The 22,038-nt window shown below is 63.7% G+C and carries 24 protein-coding genes; 11 read left to right on the forward strand and 13 right to left on the reverse strand.

Going from position 1 to position 22,038, the window contains the following annotated elements; genetic code table 11:
• The first annotated feature begins 141 nt into the window (after positions 1–141).
• Positions 142–507 carry an RNA polymerase-binding protein DksA gene (gene dksA / locus GQY20_RS10585; RefSeq protein WP_408641077.1) on the forward strand — a complete coding sequence of 122 codons (366 nt, stop codon included), beginning with the start codon at positions 142–144 and terminating at the stop codon, positions 505–507.
• A gap of 119 nt (positions 508–626) precedes the next feature.
• Positions 627–1,022 carry a PilZ domain-containing protein gene (locus GQY20_RS10590; protein WP_232475990.1) on the forward strand — a complete coding sequence of 132 codons (396 nt, stop codon included), beginning with the start codon at positions 627–629 and terminating at the stop codon, positions 1,020–1,022.
• A gap of 81 nt (positions 1,023–1,103) precedes the next feature.
• Here GQY20_RS10590 and GQY20_RS10595 read toward each other — a convergent pair whose 3' ends face one another.
• Entirely contained in the window at positions 1,104–1,268 is a 165-nt protein-coding gene (locus GQY20_RS10595) for a DUF465 domain-containing protein (RefSeq protein WP_157217044.1), read from the reverse strand.
• A 234-nt stretch (positions 1,269–1,502) separates the two neighbouring features.
• Between GQY20_RS10595 and GQY20_RS10600 the strand changes: the two genes are divergently transcribed.
• The gene (locus tag GQY20_RS10600; RefSeq protein WP_157217045.1) at positions 1,503–1,700 is read left to right on the forward strand and encodes a YdcH family protein; all 198 of its coding nucleotides are present in this window, start codon (positions 1,503–1,505) and stop codon (positions 1,698–1,700) included.
• Positions 1,701–1,754: 54 nt separating this feature from the next.
• Here the strand turns inward: GQY20_RS10600 and GQY20_RS10605 are convergent, their stop codons facing one another.
• On the reverse strand, positions 1,755–2,225 hold the full coding sequence (locus tag GQY20_RS10605) for an Hsp20 family protein (protein ID WP_157217046.1): 471 nt from the start codon (positions 2,223–2,225) through the stop codon (positions 1,755–1,757).
• Between the two features lie 242 nt (positions 2,226–2,467).
• Between GQY20_RS10605 and GQY20_RS10610 the strand changes: the two genes are divergently transcribed.
• A complete protein-coding gene (locus GQY20_RS10610; RefSeq protein WP_157217047.1) occupies positions 2,468–2,929 on the forward strand; it encodes a DUF1465 family protein in 462 nt (153 codons plus the stop codon).
• A 303-nt stretch (positions 2,930–3,232) separates the two neighbouring features.
• Here GQY20_RS10610 and GQY20_RS32080 read toward each other — a convergent pair whose 3' ends face one another.
• Positions 3,233–3,403, reverse strand: coding sequence for a hypothetical protein (locus GQY20_RS32080; RefSeq protein ID WP_198350903.1), 171 nt, complete (start codon positions 3,401–3,403; stop codon positions 3,233–3,235).
• Positions 3,404–3,677: 274 nt separating this feature from the next.
• On the opposite strand from GQY20_RS32080, the gene GQY20_RS10615 reads away from it, so the two are divergent.
• Together GQY20_RS10615 and GQY20_RS10620 are read left to right on the forward strand one after the other, a co-directional pair.
• Positions 3,678–5,939, forward strand: a complete 2,262-nt coding sequence (locus GQY20_RS10615) for a glycosyltransferase family 4 protein (RefSeq protein ID WP_157217048.1) — start codon at positions 3,678–3,680, stop codon at positions 5,937–5,939.
• Between the two features lie 32 nt (positions 5,940–5,971).
• Positions 5,972–7,249 (forward strand): glycoside hydrolase family 130 protein, encoded by a 1,278-nt coding sequence (locus tag GQY20_RS10620; protein WP_157217049.1) that lies wholly within the window; start codon positions 5,972–5,974, stop codon positions 7,247–7,249.
• 9 nt (positions 7,250–7,258) lie between these two features.
• On the opposite strand, the gene GQY20_RS10625 is transcribed toward GQY20_RS10620, so the two are convergent.
• Positions 7,259–8,611, reverse strand: coding sequence for a M20/M25/M40 family metallo-hydrolase (locus GQY20_RS10625; protein WP_157217050.1), 1,353 nt, complete (start codon positions 8,609–8,611; stop codon positions 7,259–7,261).
• A gap of 131 nt (positions 8,612–8,742) precedes the next feature.
• On the opposite strand from GQY20_RS10625, the gene ettA reads away from it, so the two are divergent.
• Positions 8,743–10,422 (forward strand): energy-dependent translational throttle protein EttA, encoded by a 1,680-nt coding sequence (gene ettA / locus GQY20_RS10630; protein ID WP_157217051.1) that lies wholly within the window; start codon positions 8,743–8,745, stop codon positions 10,420–10,422.
• Between the two features lie 326 nt (positions 10,423–10,748).
• Here the strand turns inward: ettA and GQY20_RS10635 are convergent, their stop codons facing one another.
• The 4 genes from GQY20_RS10635 to GQY20_RS10650 all read right to left on the reverse strand — a co-directional run bounded on the left by GQY20_RS10635 (position 10,749) and on the right by GQY20_RS10650 (position 12,855).
• On the reverse strand, positions 10,749–11,054 hold the full coding sequence (locus GQY20_RS10635; RefSeq protein ID WP_157217052.1) for a hypothetical protein: 306 nt from the start codon (positions 11,052–11,054) through the stop codon (positions 10,749–10,751).
• A 292-nt stretch (positions 11,055–11,346) separates the two neighbouring features.
• The gene (locus GQY20_RS10640; protein ID WP_157217053.1) at positions 11,347–11,637 is read right to left on the reverse strand and encodes a PRC-barrel domain-containing protein; all 291 of its coding nucleotides are present in this window, start codon (positions 11,635–11,637) and stop codon (positions 11,347–11,349) included.
• 144 nt (positions 11,638–11,781) lie between these two features.
• Positions 11,782–12,153 carry a hypothetical protein gene (locus tag GQY20_RS10645; protein WP_157217054.1) on the reverse strand — a complete coding sequence of 124 codons (372 nt, stop codon included), beginning with the start codon at positions 12,151–12,153 and terminating at the stop codon, positions 11,782–11,784.
• Between the two features lie 69 nt (positions 12,154–12,222).
• Positions 12,223–12,855, reverse strand: coding sequence for a carbonic anhydrase (locus GQY20_RS10650; RefSeq protein ID WP_157217055.1), 633 nt, complete (start codon positions 12,853–12,855; stop codon positions 12,223–12,225).
• Between the two features lie 66 nt (positions 12,856–12,921).
• Between GQY20_RS10650 and lipA the strand changes: the two genes are divergently transcribed.
• Complete coding sequence (gene lipA / locus GQY20_RS10655; protein WP_157217056.1) at positions 12,922–13,848, forward strand: lipoyl synthase; 927 nt, start codon at positions 12,922–12,924, stop codon at positions 13,846–13,848.
• Positions 13,849–13,864: 16 nt separating this feature from the next.
• Positions 13,865–14,353, forward strand: a complete 489-nt coding sequence (locus tag GQY20_RS10660) for a type II toxin-antitoxin system RatA family toxin (RefSeq protein ID WP_157217057.1) — start codon at positions 13,865–13,867, stop codon at positions 14,351–14,353.
• Here GQY20_RS10660 and GQY20_RS10665 read toward each other — a convergent pair.
• Both GQY20_RS10665 and GQY20_RS10670 read right to left on the reverse strand, forming a co-directional pair.
• Positions 14,287–14,817, reverse strand: coding sequence for a CinA family protein (locus tag GQY20_RS10665; protein WP_157217058.1), 531 nt, complete (start codon positions 14,815–14,817; stop codon positions 14,287–14,289). The genes GQY20_RS10660 and GQY20_RS10665 overlap by 67 nt on opposite strands.
• 58 nt (positions 14,818–14,875) lie before the next feature.
• A complete protein-coding gene (locus tag GQY20_RS10670) occupies positions 14,876–16,033 on the reverse strand; it encodes a bifunctional 2-C-methyl-D-erythritol 4-phosphate cytidylyltransferase/2-C-methyl-D-erythritol 2,4-cyclodiphosphate synthase (protein ID WP_157217059.1) in 1,158 nt (385 codons plus the stop codon).
• A 217-nt stretch (positions 16,034–16,250) separates the two neighbouring features.
• Between GQY20_RS10670 and GQY20_RS10675 the strand changes: the two genes are divergently transcribed.
• Positions 16,251–17,582: an aromatic ring-hydroxylating oxygenase subunit alpha gene (locus GQY20_RS10675; protein WP_157217060.1), complete on the forward strand. Its 1,332-nt coding sequence runs from the start codon at positions 16,251–16,253 to the stop codon at positions 17,580–17,582.
• The gene (locus GQY20_RS10680; protein ID WP_157217061.1) at positions 17,579–18,142 is read left to right on the forward strand and encodes an aromatic-ring-hydroxylating dioxygenase subunit beta; all 564 of its coding nucleotides are present in this window, start codon (positions 17,579–17,581) and stop codon (positions 18,140–18,142) included. The genes GQY20_RS10675 and GQY20_RS10680 overlap by 4 nt, the downstream gene beginning before the upstream one ends.
• Positions 18,143–18,389: 247 nt before the next feature.
• On the opposite strand, the gene GQY20_RS10685 is transcribed toward GQY20_RS10680, so the two are convergent.
• Genes GQY20_RS10685 through GQY20_RS10695 form a run of 3 tightly spaced genes read right to left on the reverse strand, consistent with a single transcriptional unit; the run spans position 18,390 to position 21,878 of the window.
• On the reverse strand, positions 18,390–18,890 hold the full coding sequence (locus tag GQY20_RS10685; protein WP_157217062.1) for a hypothetical protein: 501 nt from the start codon (positions 18,888–18,890) through the stop codon (positions 18,390–18,392).
• Entirely contained in the window at positions 18,883–21,600 is a 2,718-nt protein-coding gene (locus GQY20_RS10690) for a 2Fe-2S iron-sulfur cluster-binding protein (protein WP_157217063.1), read from the reverse strand. Before GQY20_RS10690 ends, GQY20_RS10685 begins: the two co-directional genes overlap by 8 nt.
• Positions 21,597–21,878: a sarcosine oxidase subunit delta gene (locus GQY20_RS10695; RefSeq protein ID WP_157217064.1), complete on the reverse strand. Its 282-nt coding sequence runs from the start codon at positions 21,876–21,878 to the stop codon at positions 21,597–21,599. Before GQY20_RS10695 ends, GQY20_RS10690 begins: the two co-directional genes overlap by 4 nt.
• Positions 21,879–22,038 lie beyond the last annotated feature (160 nt).

A 22,038-nucleotide genomic window follows, 5' to 3' on the forward strand; every position in this document is an offset into this window, starting at 1 on the left:
GGCCGGTTCTGGTAAGCCGGCGCCCTCCGAAGGGAGCGGGACGTGATGGCGACTGCGTTTGGGGCGGCATCGGGTACAGGCGACGATAGGAACGGTACTCTGGCTGACATCGACTACCGGCCGAGTCCGGACGAACCATTCATGAACGAGCGCCAGCTCGAATATTTTCGCAAAAAGCTGCAGGCATGGAAGGACTCCATCCTCGCCGAGAGCAAGGGGACGCTGGCACAGCTTCAGACGGATTCCCTACGCGAACCCGACATCACCGACCGGGCATCCAGCGAGACCGACTGGTCTATCGAACTGAGGACCCGGGACCGGCAGCGGAAGCTGATCTCCAAGATCGATGCCGCGCTTCGCCGTATCGAGGACGGCGAATATGGCTATTGCGAGGTGACGGGCGAGCCCATCTCGCTTGGCCGTTTGGAAGCGCGACCGATCGCTACGATGACGGTCGAAGCGCAGGAGCGCCATGAGCGGAACGAGAAAGTCTCCCGCGACGAATAGGCCAATGTCGGATCGCGACGGCCGGATCGGCACCGATCATTAACGAAATCTACCATGATTCCGTGCTGTGCTGGAGCGAGCCGCGGTCGAGCGGGCGGCCTATCGCATGGGACGGCAAAGTGGACGAGTTGGCGAAATTCAACATGACGCGCAGTGCGATGACGCGTCACACGCGAGGTGAAGCAAGGGACAGCATGTTCCTAGCTGCCAATCTCGTGCGCGCGGGAGGCGATGCGATCACGCTGAGGGTGCGCAATCTTTCTGCAGGCGGCTTGATGGGCGAGACGGCAGAGGTCTTCGAAGCGGGGGAAGCCGTGGAGATCGAGCTGCGCGGTATCGGGCGGATTCGCGGCCGCATCGCGTGGACGGCACCGCAGCGCATCGGCATTGCCTTCGATCTCGCCATAGATCCGCTGCTCGCCCGCAGGCAGGTGGGAACCAAAGAAAGCAACACCGGCCTGTTGAAGCCCGTATCGAGTCAGCGGCGATCGGGATTGAAACTGGATAAGGGGTAGGAGGCAAAGGGCGGCGCCGCAATCCAGTGCGCCGATGGTCCCGGAGGGCCCTGATGGCCCCCGAGACCGGCTGAGACGCGATCAGGTCGCGTGAGGAAGCTGCATTTCTTCCTTGATCTTGAGCTTTTGCTTCTTGAGCTGTGCAACCAAAATGGTATCTGGCGCGGGCCTGCCCAACTCACATTCGATTCGGGCATCCAGCCCTGCGTGCTTGGCGATCAACGCGGAAACATGTGCTTTCTGCATTCGATCCCTCCTCTGCATTGACGGGACCTGAGAGTAGAGCATGATTCGTGCTGCCTGTCTCGCGCGAATTGGGTGAATCGTGAGTTAGCAGAGGTGGCTCGTTACCCTTGAGCGGCAGCGCCTTCGACACTAGGCTAAAGACAGGTTCGGCGCGGCGAAGCCGGCATGTTCATGTCGCCGCAGCGGAACAGGATACAACTCTAGGCTGCCTGTGTCGGGCGGAGGTGGCGCACGATGGATGCGGAAGAGATTGAGCGGCGTCTCGGCATTTTGCGGCTTGAGCATCGCGATCTCGATGCGGCCATCGAGGCGCTGAGGCTGGCGCCGATGTCCGACCAGCTTCAGGTGGCGCGTCTCAAGAAGCGCAAGCTGCGTCTTCGCGATGAAATCGCCGAGCTGGAGGACCAGCTGATCCCCGACATCATCGCCTGATGAAAAAAGGGGCCGGCGAACCGGCCCCTCCGTTTTTCTACCAAATGTCGTAGATCAGGCGGCTTCGCGCTGATGCTCGATCGTGGTGGGTTCGCCCGAGGCGGTCTGGCCGATCTCGATACGGCGCGGCTTCTTATGCTCGGGAATCTCGCGAACGAGATCGACGTTGAGCAGGCCGTTGTCATAGCTTGCGCCCGTCACCTTGATGGTATCGGCGAGTTGGAAACGGCGCTCGAAGGCACGCTTGGCAATGCCACGATGGAGAAATTCGCGCTTCTCGCCCTCTGCGGGCTGATCGGCGCGGCCGACGATGACGAGGACGTTGTCCTGCACGGTCAGATCGAGCTCGTCGCGGTCGAAGCCGGCTACCGCCATCGAGATGCGGTAGGTGCCGTCTCCGAGCTTCTCGATATTATAGGGGGGATAGGAGTCGCCTTCGCCGCGCGTGGCAAAATCAACGAGACGGTTGAGATTCTCGAAACCGATCGAGGAGCGCAGCAGAGGCGCAAAATCCAGAGTACGCATAAGTCTCATTCCCTTCCAATAGGCGTCTGAGCTGCCCGCGGAAATCCGCCGGGCGAAGCGCCGCCGCTCCTTTGAGACACGACGGCAGGGGTGGAGATAGGGGCGATCGGAAAGGCTTCAAGTGTCCCCCGCTGGGACGTCCCACGCCGAAGCGATGCCGGCCGGCGCGTTCACCTTCTTTTCGCATTTCCGCCGCCGGGGCTCTATGTCATGCAGGCCGGAGTTCAAAAGGGGAATTGGTCATGCATATGGCCACCGCGCAGGGGCGGCTGACGTCTCGGCTCGTCGATTCATTCTACACCGAAGCGATGCTGCTCGCGGACGAGGTGCGCGCCTATTTCGATCATTATGGCCGAGCGGAGCGCGAAGCGCTCCCGCCGATGCAGCGCGTATCCTTCTCCTGCGAATCCCTCAAGGTCACGACGCGCCTGATGCATGTCATCGCCTGGTTGCTCACCCGCCGCGCCCTCGAGGCCGGAGAAATCACCAGCGAGCAAGCGCGTCAGCCCGCGCGGCGGCTTGGTATCGCTGCGGATAGCGATCCCGTCGTGCTCGCCCAGCTTCCGGAAACCGCGCGTGCCCTCATCGAAGCCAGCTGCGATCTCTACGCGCGTATCCACCGTCTCGATGGCGAGATCGATCGCCAGCAGATGCCGTATAGTCCAGCGCGCATGCTGATGAACAGGCTCGAAAGCGTATTCTAGCTCCGCCCTTCCAGTTGCATTGCCCCGGGGAGGAATTTTGTCGCGGCAGACGCATCGTTTCGCGTCAGAGTGCTTGAAAGAAGCTTGCCCGTCTCTGACGGGACAGGTTTCGCCGCTATCCAGAGCGCGTCCACCCTTCTGCTAGAACGTTCTCAACGACGCGAGACAGTATCGACAGAAAGGCCGTCTACTTGTCTGTATGAAGAGGATCAGCAGAAAGGCAATCACCATAAAGTAAAACGGGCGCTCCCCCCGGGAACGCCCGTTTCGAAACTCGTGTTGACCCGAAAGGGCCAACGTCGATCACATGGCGTTGCCGTCCATGGCATTGCCCGAGGTGTTCGACACGTCGGTGGTGTTGTCGAGCACGTCCGCGGTGTTGTCCGCAGTGTTCGTGGTCGGCGTTTCAGCGGGCTTGCACGCGGCCAGGGTCATCAGGCCGGCGGCAGCGAGAACAAAGCTAAGCTTCTTCATTCGAGCAGCTCCCATAGCATTCTTTTTCGGTTCCGGCCCGAATGCCGTCCCCAAGGGCGTTCATTAGCGACGGGGCGTGCATCGTCAACGGGGAATTTGCGTCGGCTCATCGCGGAGCTGTCGCGTTTTCGTTGCGATGCACAAGAAATGCCGCAACTTTCAGGATCGTTGCGCGTTGATCGGTCATGCTGCCGGAAAGGCGGTTAAAAGCATTTAATCCAAGGGGGTTGGCTTGGCGTCGCTAGAGAAAGGTGCTGCCCAAAATGGCCCAGTCATGACTGCTGTACGCAGGATCGCCCTGGTGGGAAACAATCCTCCCCGCCTCTGTGGAATCGCGACCTTCACAGCTGACGTTTACTCAGCGCTACGCGATGCGTTTCCGGAAACTGCGGTGGACGTATACGCCATGAACGAGGCAGGTACGACGCGCGATTACCCTCCGCATGTCACCTTCGCCATCGATCAGGATCGTCTCTCCGATTATCAGGAGGCGGCGCAACGTATCAATGAGAGCAAGGCGGACATCGTCCTCGTCCAACATGAATATGGCATTTTCGGTGGTGCGGCAGGCGCGTTCCTGCTGAAACTTCTCGATCGTGTGGAGGCGCCGGTCGTTGTCACGCTCCATACCGTGTTGGAAAATCCGACGCCGGAGCAGCGTATCGTGTTCGATGCTCTCGTCCGCCGCGCGACGCGCGTCATCGTGATGGCAGAAAAGGGACGGGAGATATTGGTGCGTACGCATGGCGTTGATCCGCGCCGCATCGCCGTGATTCCCCATGGTGTTCCCGATCGTCCGCTGATCGATCCCGAAACCGTGAAGCCACACTTCGATTTCGTGGGACGGCGGGTGCTTCTCACCTTCGGCCTTCTGTCGCCCAACAAGGGCATAGAGACGATGATTCGCGCGCTGGCGCGTATCGCTGCGGCGCATCCCGATGTGCTCTATGTCGTGCTCGGAGCGACGCACCCCCATCTGGTGGCACGCGAGGGCGAAGCCTATCGCGAAAGTCTGATCGCCTTGGCGGCAGAGCTCGGTGTTGCCCAGCACGTCCGTTTCATTGATGGCTTCGTAGAGCAGGAACTGCTGCTCGATTATCTCGCAGCAGCTGACATCTACGTAACGCCCTATCTGCATGAAGCGCAGATCACTTCAGGCACGCTTTCCTATGCCGTGGGGATAGGAAAGCCCGTCGTGTCGACCCCCTACTGGCACGCCGCAGAACTGCTGCCGTCAAGTGGCGGCATGCTCGTTGCCTTTCACGATAGCGATGCATTCGCCGTGGCGATCAACGCGATGCTGGGCGATCCTGTCCGTTTGCAGGCGATGCGCGAGCAGGCCTGGGAAGTCGGCCGCAGCATGACCTGGGCGAAGCTCGCCGAAGGTTATGGAGCTATATTTCGTGATGCCGTGAAGAACCGGCCGGTCCGGTTAGCTATCGGTCAGGCGGCGCGTGACGATATAGTGCCGGCGCGGCTCGACGCGGTGGAGCGTCTTACAGACGGTTGCGGAATGCTCCAGCATGGCATCTTCGGCGTACCCAATCGCGATCACGGCTATTGCGTTGATGACAATTGCCGGGCGCTGATGCTGATGCATCGCGTCTCGGGCGAAAGCGAGGCCAGAGCTGATCAGCTTGCGATCGTCTACGCCTCCTTCGTTCAACATGCCTGGAACGGCGGCAAGGGACGCTTCCGTAACTTCATGAGCTTCGAGCGTAACTGGCTGGAAGAGGAGGGCTCGGAAGACAGCTTCGGCCGCTCGCTCTGGTCGATCGCGGTCACGGCCGCCGAGGCGCGCAGCCATGATCTTCGGCGCTGGGCGGTGCATCTATTCGATCAGGTCGCGCCGCATGTTCGCGAGCTGCGCTATTTGCGTAGCCAGGCGTTCGCAATTCTGGGCGCGGATGCCTTGCTCGCCGCTTATCCGGGCCATGCGCTCGCCCGCGCGATCGTCACCGATTTCGCGCCTCGGCTCCGCAACGCGCTGGCCAGGACGAAACGCAGCGGCTGGACCTGGTTCGAACCCACGCTGGGCTATGACAATGCCCGGGTGCCGGAAGCCCTGATGCGCGCCGGCAGACGGCTGGGCGATGCGGAGCTGGAAGCGGCTGGCCTGGCCGCGCTTGATTGGCTTGATGGTATTCAGACCAATCACGATGGCCAGTTCCGCGCGGTGGGCACCGACAGCTTCGGCCGTTGGTTCGAACCGCCCATGCCGTTCGATCAACAGCCGCTGGAGGCTTGGGCATCGATCGATGCCGCAATTCTTGCGCATGCGTTGACCGGCGAGGAGCGGTGGCGTGCGTCGGCGTGGCGCGCGTGGCGCTGGTTCCTGGGCGAGAACGACATCGGGGTGCCTATCGCGACGCCGGCGGACGGCGGATGCTTTGACGGATTGATGAGCGACCGAGCTAATCTTAATCAAGGGGCGGAATCGATTCTGTCCTTCCAGTTTGCCTGCCGTGCGATGCGAAAGCTGGCGAAAGCGACGGAGTCGCCCGGATTGGAAAGAAGCATTAGCACGGTCTCCTGATCGGGCTGGCTTGAGCGGGGGACGGACAGGACTTGTTTGACGTTATTCATTGCCCACTTCGATTGCAGGCGGATGCCTCTCGCGTCGTGGTTCGGCCGTTTCACATCCCGATCGATGCGGCGCCTACCGGAGGCCCCGGGCGCGTGCGCCGCATCGTCAACGCCGTGCTGGTTATGGACGAGGATGTGGCGCACGCTGAGCTGGAGCTAGTGTTGCGTGATTTCGAGGCCCGCCACTGGCAGACCCGCAATGTCTTCAAATCACGCTACGCGGCGATCGAAAATGCGCTGAAGCTCGACGGTAATTCGATTCCCGAAGAGAAACAGCAGCTTATCGGCGCCTTCTTCTGTCATGAATATAGCTATGCGGCGGCGGCGTTGATGAACCCCAGCATCATCCCGCATCCGGATCAGACCGGCCTTACCAACGGTGCCGTCCGCATCGCGATGTCGCTCCGGGCGGTGGGGGAGGGGCATATCTCGTCGGTATCGTTCCGCGAAGGCATCGTCGGACCGGGTCCGGTGTTCGAGTTGATGCCCGAGCCGCCTTTCGCTACGGCTGCCGACACGGCTATCGATCTGCCGGGCGGCGCGATTCAGGTTCACCGGAACAAGGACAGCTCGCTTTCGGGGACGGTGCTTTTCCCGATGACCGAGGCGCAGCGTAACGGGCTGGAGGATCTTCGCCTCGTCGAGTTCACCCACGACGACGGCAGCGTGGAATGGATCGGAACCTACACGGCTTATAATGGCTCGGCAATCCGTTCCGAACTGCTGCGCACATCCGATTTCCGCACCTTCACCCTGGCGCCGATGGCCGGCCCTGCCGCGCGCAACAAGGGTATGGCGCTGTTCCCGCGCAAGATCGGTGGCGAATATATGATGATCGGGCGACAGGATGGCGAGAACCTGTTCCTGATCCGATCGAATAGGATCGATCATTGGGGGGAAGGCGAACTGCTCCTCGCTCCCAAATTCCCATGGGAGCAGGTGCAGATCGGAAATTGCGGATCTCCCATAGAGGTGGATGCCGGCTGGTTGCTTCTGACCCACGGCGTCGGCGCGATGCGCAAATATTCGATCGGCGCGGTGCTGCTCGACCGGGACGATCCCTCCCGCGTCATCGGTCGGATGACTCAGCCTCTGCTGTCGGCCGCGGACGAGGATCGCGAGGGTTATGTGCCGAACGTCGTCTACACGTGCGGCGCCCTGAAACATGGCGAGATGCTTTTCATTCCCTATGGCGTCGCCGACAGCTCAGTTGCTTTCGCCTTCGTCAGCATTCGCGAGATGATCGACGCGATGATCTGACGTGCCGGGCTACTTGGCTCGCAAATCGTCTGGGCTGTCGGCGGCTACCGCCAGTGCGGCGGTCCAGGCCGCAACATTCTGGCGCAGCGCTTCGGGATCGATCTTGTCCAGCGTGTCGTCCGGCGTGTGGTGGAGCTCGAAATAATGCGTGCCGTCCTGATTAAGGCCGAGCACGCCGGCACCGGCATTGGCGACCGGTTCGACGTCGGTTCCGGCATGTGCCTCGCCGCTGCCGGTGACGATGCCTAACGGCGCGAGCAGGGCACCGATCCTGGCCTTCACCACATTGCCGCCGGCGCCGGTGTTCATCTTGAACTGCCAGATCCGATCGGCGCCGAAATCCGATTCGCCGACGAGCGCATGGGCTTCGCTGCCATGGGCCTTGAAATAGGCTTCGGCACCCAGCCCACCTTCCTCCTCGGCGCCGAACCAGACGACGCGGATGGTTCGCAACGGCCGGCCGGCGTCCATGATGCGTTTCGCCGCTGCGGTGGTGATGGCGATGCCGGCGGCGTCATCGATCGCTCCGGTGCCCAGGTCCCAGCTGTCGAGATGGCCACCGATCAGGATCATCGGCAGTGTGGGATCGCGGCCCGGCACCTCCGCGACAACGTTGCCGGACTGGCGCGGGCCGGTGAATTGCGGCGTCAATGTCAGGCGCATCGAGACAGGCTTGCCGCGCGCGAGCATGCGTTCGAGGTTGTCGGCATCCGGCACGCTCAGCGCGCCCGCGGGGATCGGCTTCACGCCGGCTTCGAAATTGGTCGATCCGACATGGGCGATGCGGTGGTGGTCGGTGCCGATCGAGCGGATGATGATCGCCGCCGCTCCCTTCTTCGACGCGACCGAAGCGCCATACCAGCGGATCGGACCGAACATGCCGTAGCCCGATCCGTCCTGGGTGGGTTGCATGCGATGCCAGACGAATACGATCTTGCCTTTCACCTCATCGGGTGACGCCGCCTTGAGGGCATCTAGCGAGGGAAAGCCGACGATCTGGGCGGTGATGCCGCCCGAACCCGTGGATGCGCTGCCGCCCAGCGCCGCGACGATGAGCCGCTGCGGGAAGGGTGAAATGATCTCGGCCTTCTCCTCGCCGCGTACCCAGCCGTCCATGGTGAAGGGCTCGATACGCACGTTGGAGAAGCCAAGCGCCTTCAGTCGTGCGACCGCCCAGTCGCGTGCGCGGGCCTCCGCCTCGGTGGCGGCGAGGCGCTGGCCGACCTCGGTCGTGAGGCCTTCGGTGATCGACCAGGCAACCTCGTCCTGCAGGGCCGAGTCCCTCAGTGCGGCGGCTTTTTCGGGGATCTCGCCACGGACGAGCATGGGGACGGCGGCGGCGAGCAAAATCACTTTCTTCATCAGGCCTTGTCTCCCGGGCGCTCCATACCGATCTACACCCTCTATCCCCTCGCTGCCGTTTGCCAACCCCGATACCATCGGCTAGGGGCGGCGGCGACTTTCCAGCATCGTTTTCCCGGAGATCACGCCCGATGGCCGTGCAGTACAGCTTCGTCATGAAGGGTTTGACCAAGACCTTCCCCGGCGCGCCCAAGCCGGTGCTCAACAATATCCACCTGCAGTTTCTGCCCGGCACCAAGATCGCGATCATCGGCGTCAACGGCGCCGGCAAGTCCACCCTGATGAAGATCATGGCGGGCTACGACACCGATTTCCAGGGGGAGGCCTGGGCGGCCGAGGGCATCCGCGTCGGCTATCTGCCGCAGGAGCCGCAGCTCGATCCGAAGAAGACGGTGAAGGAGAATGTGATGGACGGGGTGCGCCCCGTCGCGGACCTCGTCGATCGCTTCAACGAAATCTCGAACCTGATGGCCGATCCGCCTGAGGATGCCGACTTCGATGCGCTGCTGGCGGAGATGGGCGAACTGCAGGAAAAGATCGACGCGGTCGACGGCTGGACGCTCGACAACCAGCTCGAGATCGCCATGGAAGCGCTGCGCTGCCCCCCGGGCGACTGGCCGGTGACCGACCTTTCGGGCGGTGAGCGACGCCGCGTCGCGCTCTGCCGCCTGCTGCTCGAAAAGCCCGAGATCCTGTTGCTCGACGAGCCGACCAACCATCTCGACGCCGAGAGCGTGCAGTGGCTGGAAAAGCATCTGATCGACTATCCGGGCAATGTCATCCTCGTCACCCACGATCGTTACTTCCTCGACAATGTCGTCGGCTGGGTGCTGGAGATCGATCGCGGTCGCGGCATCCCGTTCGAGGGCAACTACTCCAAGTGGCTGGAAGCCAAGGCCAAGCGCATGGAGCAGGAAGAGCGCGAGGAGGCCGGGCGCCAGAAGGCGATCAAGGAAGAGTTGGAGTGGATCCGGCAATCCCCCAAGGCGCGCCAGACCAAGTCCAAGGCCCGTATCCGTGCCTTCGACGAGTTGGTCGAAAAGCAGAACAACCGCGCTCCGGGCAAGGCTCAGATCGTCATCCAGACGCCCGAGCGCCTGGGCGGCAAGGTCATCGAGGCGAAGAACCTCACCAAGGCCTATGGCGACAAGTTGCTGTTCGAGGATCTGAGCTTCACGCTGCCGCCGGGTGGCATCGTCGGCGTGATCGGCCCCAACGGCGCCGGTAAGTCCACTCTGTTCCGGCTGATCACAGGACAGGAGAAGCCCGATTCGGGCGAGATCGACGTCGGCCCGACCGTGCATCTCGGTTTCGTCGATCAGAGCCGCGACGCGCTCGATGCGGACAAGAATGTCTGGGAGGAAGTGTCCGGCGGGCACGACCTGATGACCGTGGGCAAGTTCGAGATGTCGACGCGCGCCTATGTCGGCGCGTTCAATTTCAAGGGGCAGGATCAGCAGAAGAAGGTCGGCCAGCTCTCCGGCGGTGAGCGCAATCGCGTGCACATGGCGAAGATGCTGAAGCAGGGTGGCAACGTGCTGCTACTCGACGAGCCGACCAACGACCTTGACGTCGAGACGCTGCGCGCGCTCGAGGAGGCGCTGGAGAATTTCGCGGGCTGCGCCGTGGTGATCAGCCACGATCGTTTCTTCCTCGATCGCCTGGCGACCCATATCCTCGCCTTTGAGGGCGACAGCCACGTCGAATGGTTCGAAGGCAATTTCGAATCTTATGAAGAGGATAAGCGGCGCCGGATGGGTGACGCGGCCGATCGTCCGACGCGGCTTGCCTATAAGAAGCTGACACGCTGACACGCTGGCGGAAGGGTCGGAAAAAACCATCCCTTCCGCAACGATCCCCAAAGCGGTGACAATGAAAAACCCGCGACGGCTAGCGCATGGAAGGCATGCGCTAATCTCGTAAAATACCGAAATCGGCCGCTCCGGCTTTCTGAAGGCCGTTCCCCACTTGGCATGTCCGGTCAGCCGCCGAGAGGCCCGGCAGCCCGAATGGCCAGCCCGAGCGGTGCCCACGGCGGGGCCGCGCTGGCAGGCGATATGCGGGCGGTGATGGTGCCGCGCAGCTGATGAAGGCTCGACTGACTGCCGCCCGGCAATTCAGCGGAGGGCCGGGCGGATCATTTGCCGCCGCCGCCCCGATAGTCCTGCACGCAGCGATCGGTGACGGTCTTGGTGCAGGGCGGCGCGGTCCCGTCGGCAGGCTGAGGCGTGAAAACCGCCGCCTGCTTGGCGGGATCGACGACGATCTGAGCGCCAGGGGAGGGAGTAAAGGGCTGGTTGGCGCCGGCCGGTGCCGTGGCCGGAGACGAGACGACCTTGTAGCCCCGGGCATCGACATCCTTCCCGCCGCCCCGTGGACCGGCGAAGGCGGTGGTGGACACCAGGGACACGGCAAGAAGCGAAGCGGTTACAAGAAGGCGCATTTTGGCGAACTCCTCTGCTGTCGCGCGAAGACGTCTATCGACATGGCGATCCGGGCGATCCCGGATGTTCGCTTCTACCATCATCACGACGGCAAGAGAATGTCGCCCGGCGGGCCGCGCAAGTAGAGCGCTCGAACACAGATGAACATCATGTCATCTTTTGAAAAGATCAGCACGACTTACGCCGCGATCTCGATGAATGATGGGGGAGGTTGGCAGAGAAGAAGGACAAAAAAAGGGGCGCGCTGCACGGGTTTGCCCGCAGCGCGCCCTTTGCTGCTGTCGCCGAAGCTTACTGCATCTTGCGCAGGTCGTCGCGCGTGAGCGTGGTCGAATAGCCACGATCGCTCGGGCTCATCGTGGAGGTCGGAATGCTGATGAATTCCGAGTTGTAGATCAGCTTGACGGCAACCGGCTTGCCATCGTTGCCTTGAACGACGCGCTCAATGCGACCGATGCGCTTGCCGTCCGCGGTGACGACCATCGCGCCGGACTTGAACCCGTCCGCATCGCCCTGAGCGAAAGCCATGCCCGAAGCCGAGAGCGCAAGAGCAGCAGCAACCACAACCGACACAATCCGCATTTAAACGTTTCCTTTTGAAATGGACCTTGTGTGCACTGCACCATTGCAGCTGCACAATCAAGATGGTCGATTCGCGGACGTGTCTTTCTATGCTACCCGATGGATCGGTAAATGATCCTAATCGACCAGGCTGTGTTTTGCCGGTCAATAATCCGCCGGATCGGGCGGTGGTGCGTCGCACGCGCTCCTGTAGCCGTCCTGACAGGCGGCTACCTGGGCACGCCAGTCTCGCATTGCGCGGTCATAAGCCTGCCGCTGATAGGCGTATCGCGTCTGCGCCTGGGAGTGCGCAGCGTCCGCATTCTCATAGGCCTGCATGCGCGCGGCATAATCTGCTTCCGCCTGTGCATTCTGATCCTGGATCGTGCCCAGATTGGATGACACGCGCCCATTGAGATCTGCAGTGATCGGTGCTTCGACGGCGTCGACCGCTGCATGCCGGGCATCTTGCGCATGAAGCGCGAGCGGCGTTGCCGCAAGGGCCGATGCCAAGGCCCATTTCGCGATGGAACGCATCACAGATTCTCCTCTTTGCGCCCGCTCGCCGCGGACGTACAAACGAGGAAGCTACGCTGGCGTTCCGTTTCAGGCGGGCGAGAAGTCGCCGGTTCTTTCGTCCAGTACGTGCAGGATGCCGTCTGCGATCGCGAAATGGGCGCCGTGCAGGCGCAGCGTTCCTGCCGCTTCGCGCTCGATGATGCCGGGGAAAGTGCGGATATTGTTGAGGCTGACCTGCACGCAGGCGAGTTCCAGCGCATGGGCGGCATGATCGCCGGTGCCGTGTTCCGCAATGACGCCATCGCGGGCTTCGTCGAGCAGATCGACCCAATGGGCGATGAAGCCGCCCTCGCCGGGTTTGGCGCCCACGAAGCGACGGCTCAGCGCGGCCGAAACGCCGCCGCAGGCGCCGTGGCCGAGAACGACGATGTCCGGTACCTGAAGCTGCGTCACCGCGAATTCGAGCGCCGCAGAGACGCCGTGCCGTCCTCCCCCGGTCTCGAAAGGCGGCACGAGGCCGGCAATGTTCCGCACGACGAAAATCTCGCCCGGCGACGTGTCGAAGATCTGAGTGGGATCTACCCGACTGTCGGAACAGGCGATCACCATCACCCTGGGCGTCTGCCCCTCGGCAAGCTCCGCCCAGCGCGCACGGCTGTTGGCCCACCCATCCCGGCGGAAGCGCCGGTAGCCATCGATAAGTCCATCAAAGTCGGTCATGGCCTTGCCGTAGCGACAGATAGGGAGGGCTGGCAAGCGCGCTTCGCAATCGCTATCTGCGCTTTCATGAACGAACCGCTGCCCAGCCCGCGTCCGCCCTTCCAGCGCAAGCCCGACTGGATTCGCGTGAAAGCCCCGACCAGCACGGGATTTGCGAACACCAAGGCGCTGATGCGGCGTCTCAACCTCGCCACCGTGTGCGAGGAGGCGGCGTGCCCCAATATCGGGGAATGCTGGACTAAGAAGCATGCGACGGTAATGATTCTCGGCGACACTTGCACCCGGGCCTGCGCCTTCTGCAATGTGAAGACCGGCATGCCGCGGGCGGTTGACGCGCTGGAGCCCCAGCATGTTGCCGATGCGGCAGCGGAACTGGGGCTGGAGCATATCGTCGTTACCTCGGTGGACCGTGACGATCTGCCGGATGGTGGTGCGAGCCAGTTCGTGAAGGTGATCGAGGCGCTTCGCCGGACCACACCGAACACCACCATCGAGATCTTGACGCCCGACTTCCGCAACAAGGCCGATGCCGCGGTCGAATCGATCGTGGGCGCGCGGCCGGACGTCTACAATCACAATCTGGAAACCGTGCCGCGTCTCTATCCGACCATCCGCCCCGGCGCGCGCTACTATGCCTCGCTCCGCCTGCTGGAGACGGTCAAGCGGATCGATCCGTCCATCTTCACCAAGTCCGGGGTGATGGTCGGTCTCGGCGAGGAGCGGATGGAAATCCATCAGGTGATGGACGACATGCGCTCGGCGGACATCGATTTCCTGACGATCGGCCAATATCTCCAGCCGACGCCGCGCCATGCCAAGGTGGCGGATTTCGTCACGCCCAAGGCGTTCGAGGCCTATGCCGCGATCGCGCGGGCAAAGGGTTTCCTGCTCGTCGCAGCGAGCCCGCTGACGCGGTCCAGCTATCACGCTGGCGATGATTTCGCGAAGCTGCGCGAGGCGCGCGAGGCGAAGCTGGCCAGGGCGGCTTCCTGACCGACGAGAAAGGACCATGCCTCGCCATTCGGAAACCCGGCACCTGCCTTATACACCCGAGCAGATGTTCGATCTGGTCGCGGATGTACGGCACTATTCGGAATTCCTGCCCTGGGTGATCGCAGTGCGCGTGCGATCGGACAGCGACGAGGAGATGACGGCCGATCTGGTCGTTGGCTTCAAGGCACTGCGCGAAAATTTCACCTCGCGCGTGCACAAGCATCGCCCGGACCGCATCCACGTCGATTATGTCGACGGGCCGCTCAAGCATCTGCATAACGAGTGGAGCTTCCGGCCGGACGGCGAAGGCGGCGTCTATGTCGACTTCAGCGTCGATTTCGAATTCAAGTCGCGCATCTTCGAAGCGCTCGCGGGCCAATATTTCGACAAGGCGCTTCGCAAGATGACTGGCGCCTTCGTCGATCGCGCCGCCGCCCTTTACGGAGCGGGCGAGGCGACCGGCGGGTCCGGCATGAGCAGTTCAAGCGCGCACAGAGCCGCCTGAAGCCGCACGCCGCCTCGGCCCTGATCGCCGAAATTCTTGAGATCGGCGACGATCTCGTTAGGATCGCCGTCCTTGCGCGCACGGGCGAAGACCACCGTGCCGACCGGCTTCTTCTCGCTGCCGCCATGGGGGCCGGCAATGCCGGTGATGGCAACGGCGACATCGGCGCCCGTCTTGTTGAGCGCGCCCTGGGCCATCGCCCAGGCGACGGCGATTGAGACGGCGCCGAAGGTCTCAAGCACGTCCAGGCTCACCCCCAGCAGATCCAGCTTGGCCTCGTTGGAGTAGGTGACGAGGCCGGCCTCGAACACGTCAGACGAACCTGGAATCTCGGTCAGCGCGGCGCTGACCAGCCCGCCGGTGCAGCTTTCTGCCAGGGCAATGCGCAGACCGGCCGCACGGTTCGCATCGATCACGCGGCGCGCGAGATCCACCATCTCCGCGGGCAAACAGGTATCCATCATTGATTCAGCTCCAAGCGGGTTGCGGCCGGCAAGGCCGGCCATCCGCACCTTCGAGTCTTCATATAATGTCGGGCAGGCGAATTGTCGCGATCGCCTGAGCCGCAATCCCCTCGCTTCGGCCGGTAAAACCCAGCTTCTCGGTAGTGGTTGCCTTGATGCTGACGCATGTCTCTGAAACGCCGAGCAACTGTGCGATTCGCGCGCGCATCGGTGCCCTATGCGGCCCCACCTTAGGTGCTTCGCAGATGATCGTCACGTCGACATGGTCGATGATGCCGCCTTGGGCGCGGACGAGATCGCAGGCATGTTCTAGGAAGCGGCTGGACGCCGCGCCACGCCATTGCGGATCGGATGGCGGAAAATGCGTGCCGATGTCTCCGTCGCCAATCGCGCCGAGCAGGGCATCGGTGAGCGCGTGCAGCGCGACGTCCGCATCGGAATGACCGGCGAGGCCGCGATGGTGCGGGATCTCGATCCCGCCCAGCCAAAGTCGGTCGCCGTCGGCGAAGGCGTGGACGTCGAAGCCCATGCCGGTGCGCGACACCAGCGCCGGGGCGATCCGCGCGGTCGCCGCGGCGAAATCGCCGGGATGGGTGAGCTTTTCGAGCATGATGTCTCCTGCAACGGTCGCCACGGCGATGCCCGCCGCACGGGCGACCTGCGCATCGTCGGTGGCTTCGCTGTCGGTCGGCCAGGCGGCGTGCGCCGCCAATATCGCCTCGCGGCGGAAGATCTGCGGGGTCTGGACGCGCACGACGCCGGCGCGCGGCACGATGTCGCCGAGCACGCCCTCCGCGCGGGCGAGCGTATCCGCTACCGGCAGGACCGGTACCGCCGCCTCCCCGGCTTTGAGCGCATCGAGCAGCCGATCGATCACCGCGGCTGGCAGGAACGGCCGGGCAGCGTCATGGATCAGCACGATGTCGGCATCGCAGGCGGCGAGGCCGGCCATGACCGATTCGCGCCGGCTGGCACCGCCGGTGACCGGTTCGGGCAATTTCCGATCGCCGATCGCGCCGCGGTAGAGCGCGTCCTGATCTGCGCCGATCACCACTTGCACCGCGTCGATTGCGGGATGCGAGGCCAGTGCGTCGATCGCGTGCGCCAGCACGCTCTTTCCGGCGATGACGGCATATTGTTTCGGCACCGATCCACCGGCGCGCTCTCCGCGCCCGGCAGCGACGATCAGTGCCGCGATTGTCTTGGTTCGACCCATGGCGGCGCGCCTTAAAGCGATTTGGATCGCCGCGAAACCACCAAACCGCCTCGGCCCGGATGTGTCCGGATAAGGCACGGATACGACCGGCCGAACGAGGCAGCAGCGCCTGCCAGCGACGGGTTCAGCAATTTGGGCCGGCTGGAACAAACAATCCCGATTGCGGCCCGCGGCGATGCTGCGGATATCTGTCGGAGGAAGAGAGAGGAGAGGCGCCATGCGGAGCACCCTCGAACGAACGCCGGCCCTGCCGTCTCAGGGCACGGTCGAGCCATCGGCGGCGGCAAGTCTGGTCAGTGCCGACGGTATCCATGTGGCGCGCAGTATTTTCGTGGACCCGGCCATCTATGCTGCGGAAAAGCACCTGATCTTCGCGCGGAGCTGGCTCTTCCTCGGCCATGAGAGCCAACTGCCGCAGCCCGGCGATTTCCTGACCACGCGCCTTGCCGAAACGCCGGTCATCGTGACCCGCAGCAGGGGCGGGGCGATCCGGGCGCATGTCAATAGCTGCAGTCATCGCGGTCTCCCGGTCTGCCGCGCCGATCTGGGCAACGCCCATCGCTTCGTCTGCCCCTATCACGGCTGGACCTATGACGGCGACGGCGCGCTCGTCGCCGTGCCGCAGGAACGCAAGGTCGGGCGGATAGACCGATCTTCGCTCGGCCTTCCCGCGGTGCCCCGCATCGAGTCCTACAGGGGTTTCCTGTTCGGCAGCCTGGACGCGCAGATCGAGCCGCTTGCTGACTATCTCGGTGACATGCGCTTCTATCTCGACACTTATCTGGATCGCTTTCCTGGTGGTATCGAGCTCGTCGGGCCACCGCAGAAATGGCGTCTGCGCGCCAACTGGAAACTGCCCTACGAGAACCAGCTCGGTGATCTCGGACATGCCTCCTATCTTCACGGCGCTCTGTTCGCGACCAATGATGCGGGCCGGGAAACAGAGGCGCACGGCTTTGCCATGGTTCCGCGCGCCGGCCATTCGGCGAGCCTGCGCCTGATGCCGGAGGAGTCGACCGCCGAAGAGCGGGCCTGGGGCATAGAGGGCGTGTCGGCCGGAATGGATCCCGAGCTGCTGCGTTATCTGCTGGCCGTCCAGGCAGAGGCAGAACGGCGGCTCGGTCCCCTTCGCGCGCGTATCAAGGGGCTGACGCTCGGTATCTATCCGAACCTCAATTTCGTGTGGTCCAACCACGCCTTGCGGGTCAGCCATCCCTGCGGGCCGGACGAAACGGAGATCTGGACCTGGCTCGTGCTTCCCAAGGATGCACCCGATTCGATAAGACGGGCGCTGCGGGGGCAGTATAATTACGTGCTCGGGCCGGGCGGTATCGTGGAGCAGGAGGATAGCGAGGCCTGGGCTCAGCAGTGGATCGGTTCGCGATCCGACTATCCCCAAGATCGGCCATATCATTATGGTCTCGGCGCCGGGCAGGAGCGCCCGCACCCGGAACTGCCGGGCATGGCGAGTGGCCTGTTCAACGAATATTATGCGCGTGCCTTCTACCAGCGTTGGCGGGCCGACATGCTGCGGGACGAACGGGCGTGAACGAGGCCTTCGCGCCAGCGCTTGACGTCGAATGGCTGCGGCGGGTGGAGCAATTCTACTATCGCGAGGCGCGCCTGCTGGATGAGCGGCGTTACCTGAGCTGGCTTGAGCTGCTTTCGCCCGCGATACTCTATCTGATGCCGGGCCGGTTTGTGCCGCTCGCCCGTGCTTCGGCTGCGGATCCCGAGACGATCCATGCACCGGACAAGGAATTGTCGGGCTATGGGCCGAGGGCGCTGCCTCTGCGCGAAGAGGGTTTTGCCCATCTGGCCCAGCGGGCGGAGCGCGCGCTCAAGCCCAACGCCTGGGCGGAAAATCCGCCGCCGCGCATCCGGCGCTTCGTCGCAAATGTCGAAGTCGAGCCCCTGGCCGGCGGAAGCGTGCGGGCCTGGAGCAACCTTCTCCTCTTCCACAGCCAGCAGGGCCGCGCCGATCATCTCTTCAGCGCGCAGAGGCGTGACCGCCTGGAGACGTACGGGGACCATCTCCGGATCGTCGAACGCGAGGTGAGATTGGACGGTGACACGATCACCGGACCGTCGGTGGCGCTTTTCTTCTAGCGCAGAGACTAAGCCGTCCGGGCCGCCGCCATAGGTACCCAGCTGGAGCGCTCACCCAGCTTCAGGAATCGCTCAGGCTGGTAAGTCTGGACTGGGCCGTGGAGCCGAACCGAAAGAGGGGCGTCGGGCGGTGCGCGCAGTCCCGAACGCGTGGCGAGCCGAGCGCCCGGCGAATGACCGAGCGATGCCGAGAAGCGATCGCGGATCTCCCTGTTTTGGGATAACGCGTTACCATGGCGAGGATGATTCAGGACGCCAGCGTCGCATCCAGCCATTGCCGAAAATAGTCGGCGTAGGATCGATCGACGAATAGCCGGATGCGCGGAGCCGGCTCTGTTTCCGACAATAAGGTCACGCGCAGCCCCGCCAGCTTCCTCACCGTCGAGGCGCGCCGTGCCTGTGATCCATGCATCCATTCGACGATGCGCGGCAAGACCGTGTCGCCGGTGAGATCGAACACGGCGAGGCCCGCCGAGGCGTCGCCTGCCAATATCGCTTCGTCTTCTGCCAACCGATCCAGCGCGCGTTGCAGCCCGATCATGTCGGCGCTCCCGCCTGCGATCAGAAGATCGCTCGGCCCTTGCCAGATCATCACCGGATCCACGCCGCTCGGTGTTGCGGCGCTGGGGAGCGGAAGGCCGGTCGCCGCCGTGATCCGCTCCGTCAGGTCGGGGTGCCCCTCCAGATTCGCAGTGAGGCGGAGCACGGTGATGCCCGCAACGCGCTGGATGGTCGCCGCCTCAGCCATGCAGCCGCTCTCCTTTCGGATCGACGAAGCGTGGCATAGTCACTTCCGCCTGCCAGCTCAGCCCTTCTGACCAGAGCGTGACCTTTTCGCCATGCCGCCGCTGACCGCCTTTCATCAGCGCCAGCGCGATGCCGCGGCCGAGCGTCGGGCTGAAACAGGAACTGGTGACGAAACCCTGTGCCTTGCCTCCGGCCTGCTGCAGGATGTGAGCGCCGACCAGCGGCACATGCGCGGGGTCGCTCGGCATAAGTCCGACCAGATGCTGCCGGTCCGAGCCCGACGCCGACGCGCGCATTAACGATCGCTTGCCGAGGAAATCGCCCGGGGTCTGTCCCATCTTGCGAAAGCCGATGTCGCCGGGCTGGCTTTCTCCGTCGGTATCGGTGCCTATGACGATATAGCCCTTCTCGATGCGCAATATTTCGAGCGCGTCGAGACCGAACGGAACAAGGCCGAAATCCGTGCCTGCGCGCCACAGCCGATCCGCCATCTCCACAGCCAGTGGGGCGGGGACGTTGATCTCGTAGCTGCGCTCTCCGGTGAAGCTGACCCGCATGATACGGACCGGATGATCGGTCAGTACGCCCTCGCGCACCGCCAGATGCGGAAAGCGTTCAGGCGCGAGATCGATCGTGCCTGGCAGACTGGCGAGCAGCGCACGCGCCTGCGGCCCCGCGATGGTGAGTGCCGCCCATTCCTCGGTGACGTTGCGAGTCACGAAATCGAATGGCCATTGGCACTGATGCCAATCCTCTATCCAGCGCATCACCGTCTCGGTGTGGCTGCTGCTGGTGTTGAGCAGGAAATGATCCGGGCCGAGACGCGTCACGACCCCGTCGTCGAGCACGGTGCCAAGTTCGGTGAGCAGCAGATTGTAACGGATGTCGCCCACGGCGATCGTGCTCGGCCGCCCGGCCGACAGGAGATCCAGGAAGCGGCCAGCATCCGGGCCCTTCAACTCGATCTTGCCGAGCGACGAGCTGTCCATGATTCCGACACCATTGCGCACGGCAGCGGCTTCGCGCCGGGCGGCTGCCGCGATATCCTCGCCAGGCAGCGGATAGTGGGATGGGCGCAGCCATCCGAAATCCTCGAACACCGCGCCATGCGCTTCGTGCCAGCCGTGCGCCGGCAAATGGCGCCAGGGCCGATGCAGCGCGCCATTGTGGCGCGAGGCGGCAAGGGTTGCGATCGCGACCGGTGCGAATGGCGGACGATTGCGGGTCGCGCCGATCCTATGCGATGCGCTATCCTGAAGCGCGGCCAGCGCCGCCGCGCCATTGGCCGCGCTGAGCTTGCCCTGATCGGTGCCCATGCCCCAGACGGTGTAGCGCTTCACATGCTCGACCGAGCGATAATTCTCTCGCGTCGCCAATGCCATGTCGGCCAGCGTGACATCGGTCTGGAAATCGATGAAGCTGGTCTTCGGATCACGGGTCAAAGCAAGATCGAGCGGTTCGGCCGACACTGTTTCGGCTGCCATGCCCACCAGCTCGCACCGCTCGGGCATGCAGCCGGGCTGATTGAAGAGCTGCCGTGCAGGTGCCCATCCGCCGGACATTGCGATGCTGTGGCAGGCGATGCGGATCGTGCCGGACGGCGTGGCGATCGTCGCGGCGCGGACCCGGCGCGAGCCGTGAGCGGCGATCACGGCCGCGCCGCGATGAACGGCAATGCTCCGCCGTTCGGCCTCCTGCGCGGCATCTGTCGCCGCCTCCCGCCGGTCTACGATCGCGCGCACGGTCAGCCCTGCGTCCTGCGCCGCGAAAGCTGCGGCATAGCCGTTGTCGGTGGTCGTCGCGACCAGCAGCGTGCGTCCCGGCGCCGCCGCATGGCGCTGCAGATAGTCCTGCCACGCAGAAGCCAGCAGGATCCCGGGCAGGTCGTTATTGGCGAAGATCAACGGTTGCTCGAACGCGCCCGTCGCCAGGGTGATCGCCTGCGCCCGGATCTTCCAAAGCCGCTGGCGCAGACCGGCTGCTTCGATCTCTTCGACCGCGGTTACGAAGCCATGATCGTAGAGGCCGAGCGCGGTGGTTCTCGCCAGCGCCAGGCAGCCGCCTTCATGCCCCGTGTCGAGCGGGTGCCGGCCAAGGTGAGCGACGGAGCCATCGAGCGCGGCATCGAGGATCAGCACATGCTCGCCTGCCGCGACAGCCCGCTCGGCAGCCTCTCGTCCAGCCCTGCCGGCGCCGATCACCAGGCGGTCGACACGGATCTCGCGCGCTTCGTAGCGATCCGGATCGGGCAGGGCGGGGGCTCGGCCGATGCCGGCGGCTCGGCGGATGAAGCCTTCGAACAGGTGCCAACCCGGCCACATGAAGCTCTTATAGTAGAAGCCTGCGGAGAGTAGTGCGCGCACCCGGTCGTTGACCCGTCCGAGATCGAAGTCGACCGAAGGCCAGCTATTGGGGCTCGATGCTTCCAGCCCTTCGGCAAGCGGCACGAGCGTCGCGGGCATATTGGGCACCAGCCGATCGCCGGAGCCGAGCTGGACCAGCGCATTGGTTTCCGCAAAGCCGCTGCCGACGATGCCGCGCGGCCGATGATATTTGAAGCTGCGGGCGACGATCGAGACGCCATTGGCGATCAGTGCGGATGCCAGCGTGTCGCCGGCAAAGCCATGTAGCAGCCGGCCGTTGAAGCGGAAAGCGAGCGGCCGTCCGCGATCGATGTCGCTGCCGCCCCGGTTAAGACGGAAGCCGCTCATTCGGGCAGCTCCGGGCGGGGTTCGTCGAGTTTGTAGGTCGCGTGGATCCTGTGCGTGACGGTATCGCGCAACGCGTGGAACCAACGTCGGCACCCATAGCTATGGGCCCAGCGTTCGGCGAGCATGCCGCGCGGATTATGGTGGAAGAACAGATAGGCTGCCCAGTCTTCGTCCGAAATCGCCTCGGGGGGTTCGGGCCGGTCGAGATGCGCCTCGCCACCATTGAGAAACTCGTCCTCATCGCGCGGGCCGCACCAGGGGCAGGAGATCAGCAGCATGGGAGAGACTTCTCGTTCTTTATCCTTCCCCAATGGGGAAGGGGGACCACCCGCAGGGTGGTGGAGGGGTTCTGCTCACTGCAGCGCAGACAGCGAGAATGACGCGTGGGGGAACCCCTCCACCGTGCTTCGCATGGTCCCCCTTCCCCTGTGGGAGAGG

The sequence above is a fragment of the Flavisphingomonas formosensis genome, assembly GCF_009755815.1.
GTDB lineage: Bacteria > Pseudomonadota > Alphaproteobacteria > Sphingomonadales > Sphingomonadaceae > Flavisphingomonas > Flavisphingomonas formosensis.

What these genes read in the sequence shown, in the direction of transcription:
- dksA (WP_408641077.1), top strand. Translation starts at nt 142, where the DNA reads ATGAACGAGCGCCAGCTCGAATATTTTCGCAAAAAGCTGCAGGCATGG.
- GQY20_RS10595 (WP_157217044.1), bottom strand. Translation starts at nt 1,268, where the DNA reads ATGCAGAAAGCACATGTTTCCGCGTTGATCGCCAAGCACGCAGGGCTG.
- GQY20_RS10600 (WP_157217045.1), top strand. Translation starts at nt 1,503, where the DNA reads ATGGATGCGGAAGAGATTGAGCGGCGTCTCGGCATTTTGCGGCTTGAG.
- GQY20_RS10605 (WP_157217046.1), bottom strand. Translation starts at nt 2,225, where the DNA reads ATGCGTACTCTGGATTTTGCGCCTCTGCTGCGCTCCTCGATCGGTTTC.
- GQY20_RS10610 (WP_157217047.1), top strand. Translation starts at nt 2,468, where the DNA reads ATGCATATGGCCACCGCGCAGGGGCGGCTGACGTCTCGGCTCGTCGAT.
- GQY20_RS32080 (WP_198350903.1), bottom strand. Translation starts at nt 3,403, where the DNA reads ATGAAGAAGCTTAGCTTTGTTCTCGCTGCCGCCGGCCTGATGACCCTG.
- GQY20_RS10615 (WP_157217048.1), top strand. Translation starts at nt 3,678, where the DNA reads ATGACTGCTGTACGCAGGATCGCCCTGGTGGGAAACAATCCTCCCCGC.
- GQY20_RS10625 (WP_157217050.1), bottom strand. Translation starts at nt 8,611, where the DNA reads ATGAAGAAAGTGATTTTGCTCGCCGCCGCCGTCCCCATGCTCGTCCGT.
- ettA (WP_157217051.1), top strand. Translation starts at nt 8,743, where the DNA reads ATGGCCGTGCAGTACAGCTTCGTCATGAAGGGTTTGACCAAGACCTTC.
- GQY20_RS10635 (WP_157217052.1), bottom strand. Translation starts at nt 11,054, where the DNA reads ATGCGCCTTCTTGTAACCGCTTCGCTTCTTGCCGTGTCCCTGGTGTCC.
- GQY20_RS10640 (WP_157217053.1), bottom strand. Translation starts at nt 11,637, where the DNA reads ATGCGGATTGTGTCGGTTGTGGTTGCTGCTGCTCTTGCGCTCTCGGCT.
- GQY20_RS10645 (WP_157217054.1), bottom strand. Translation starts at nt 12,153, where the DNA reads ATGCGTTCCATCGCGAAATGGGCCTTGGCATCGGCCCTTGCGGCAACG.
- GQY20_RS10650 (WP_157217055.1), bottom strand. Translation starts at nt 12,855, where the DNA reads ATGACCGACTTTGATGGACTTATCGATGGCTACCGGCGCTTCCGCCGG.
- lipA (WP_157217056.1), top strand. Translation starts at nt 12,922, where the DNA reads ATGAACGAACCGCTGCCCAGCCCGCGTCCGCCCTTCCAGCGCAAGCCC.
- GQY20_RS10660 (WP_157217057.1), top strand. Translation starts at nt 13,865, where the DNA reads ATGCCTCGCCATTCGGAAACCCGGCACCTGCCTTATACACCCGAGCAG.
- GQY20_RS10665 (WP_157217058.1), bottom strand. Translation starts at nt 14,817, where the DNA reads ATGATGGATACCTGTTTGCCCGCGGAGATGGTGGATCTCGCGCGCCGC.
- GQY20_RS10670 (WP_157217059.1), bottom strand. Translation starts at nt 16,033, where the DNA reads ATGGGTCGAACCAAGACAATCGCGGCACTGATCGTCGCTGCCGGGCGC.
- GQY20_RS10675 (WP_157217060.1), top strand. Translation starts at nt 16,251, where the DNA reads ATGCGGAGCACCCTCGAACGAACGCCGGCCCTGCCGTCTCAGGGCACG.
- GQY20_RS10685 (WP_157217062.1), bottom strand. Translation starts at nt 18,890, where the DNA reads ATGGCTGAGGCGGCGACCATCCAGCGCGTTGCGGGCATCACCGTGCTC.
- GQY20_RS10690 (WP_157217063.1), bottom strand. Translation starts at nt 21,600, where the DNA reads ATGAGCGGCTTCCGTCTTAACCGGGGCGGCAGCGACATCGATCGCGGA.
- GQY20_RS10695 (WP_157217064.1), bottom strand. Translation starts at nt 21,878, where the DNA reads ATGCTGCTGATCTCCTGCCCCTGGTGCGGCCCGCGCGATGAGGACGAG.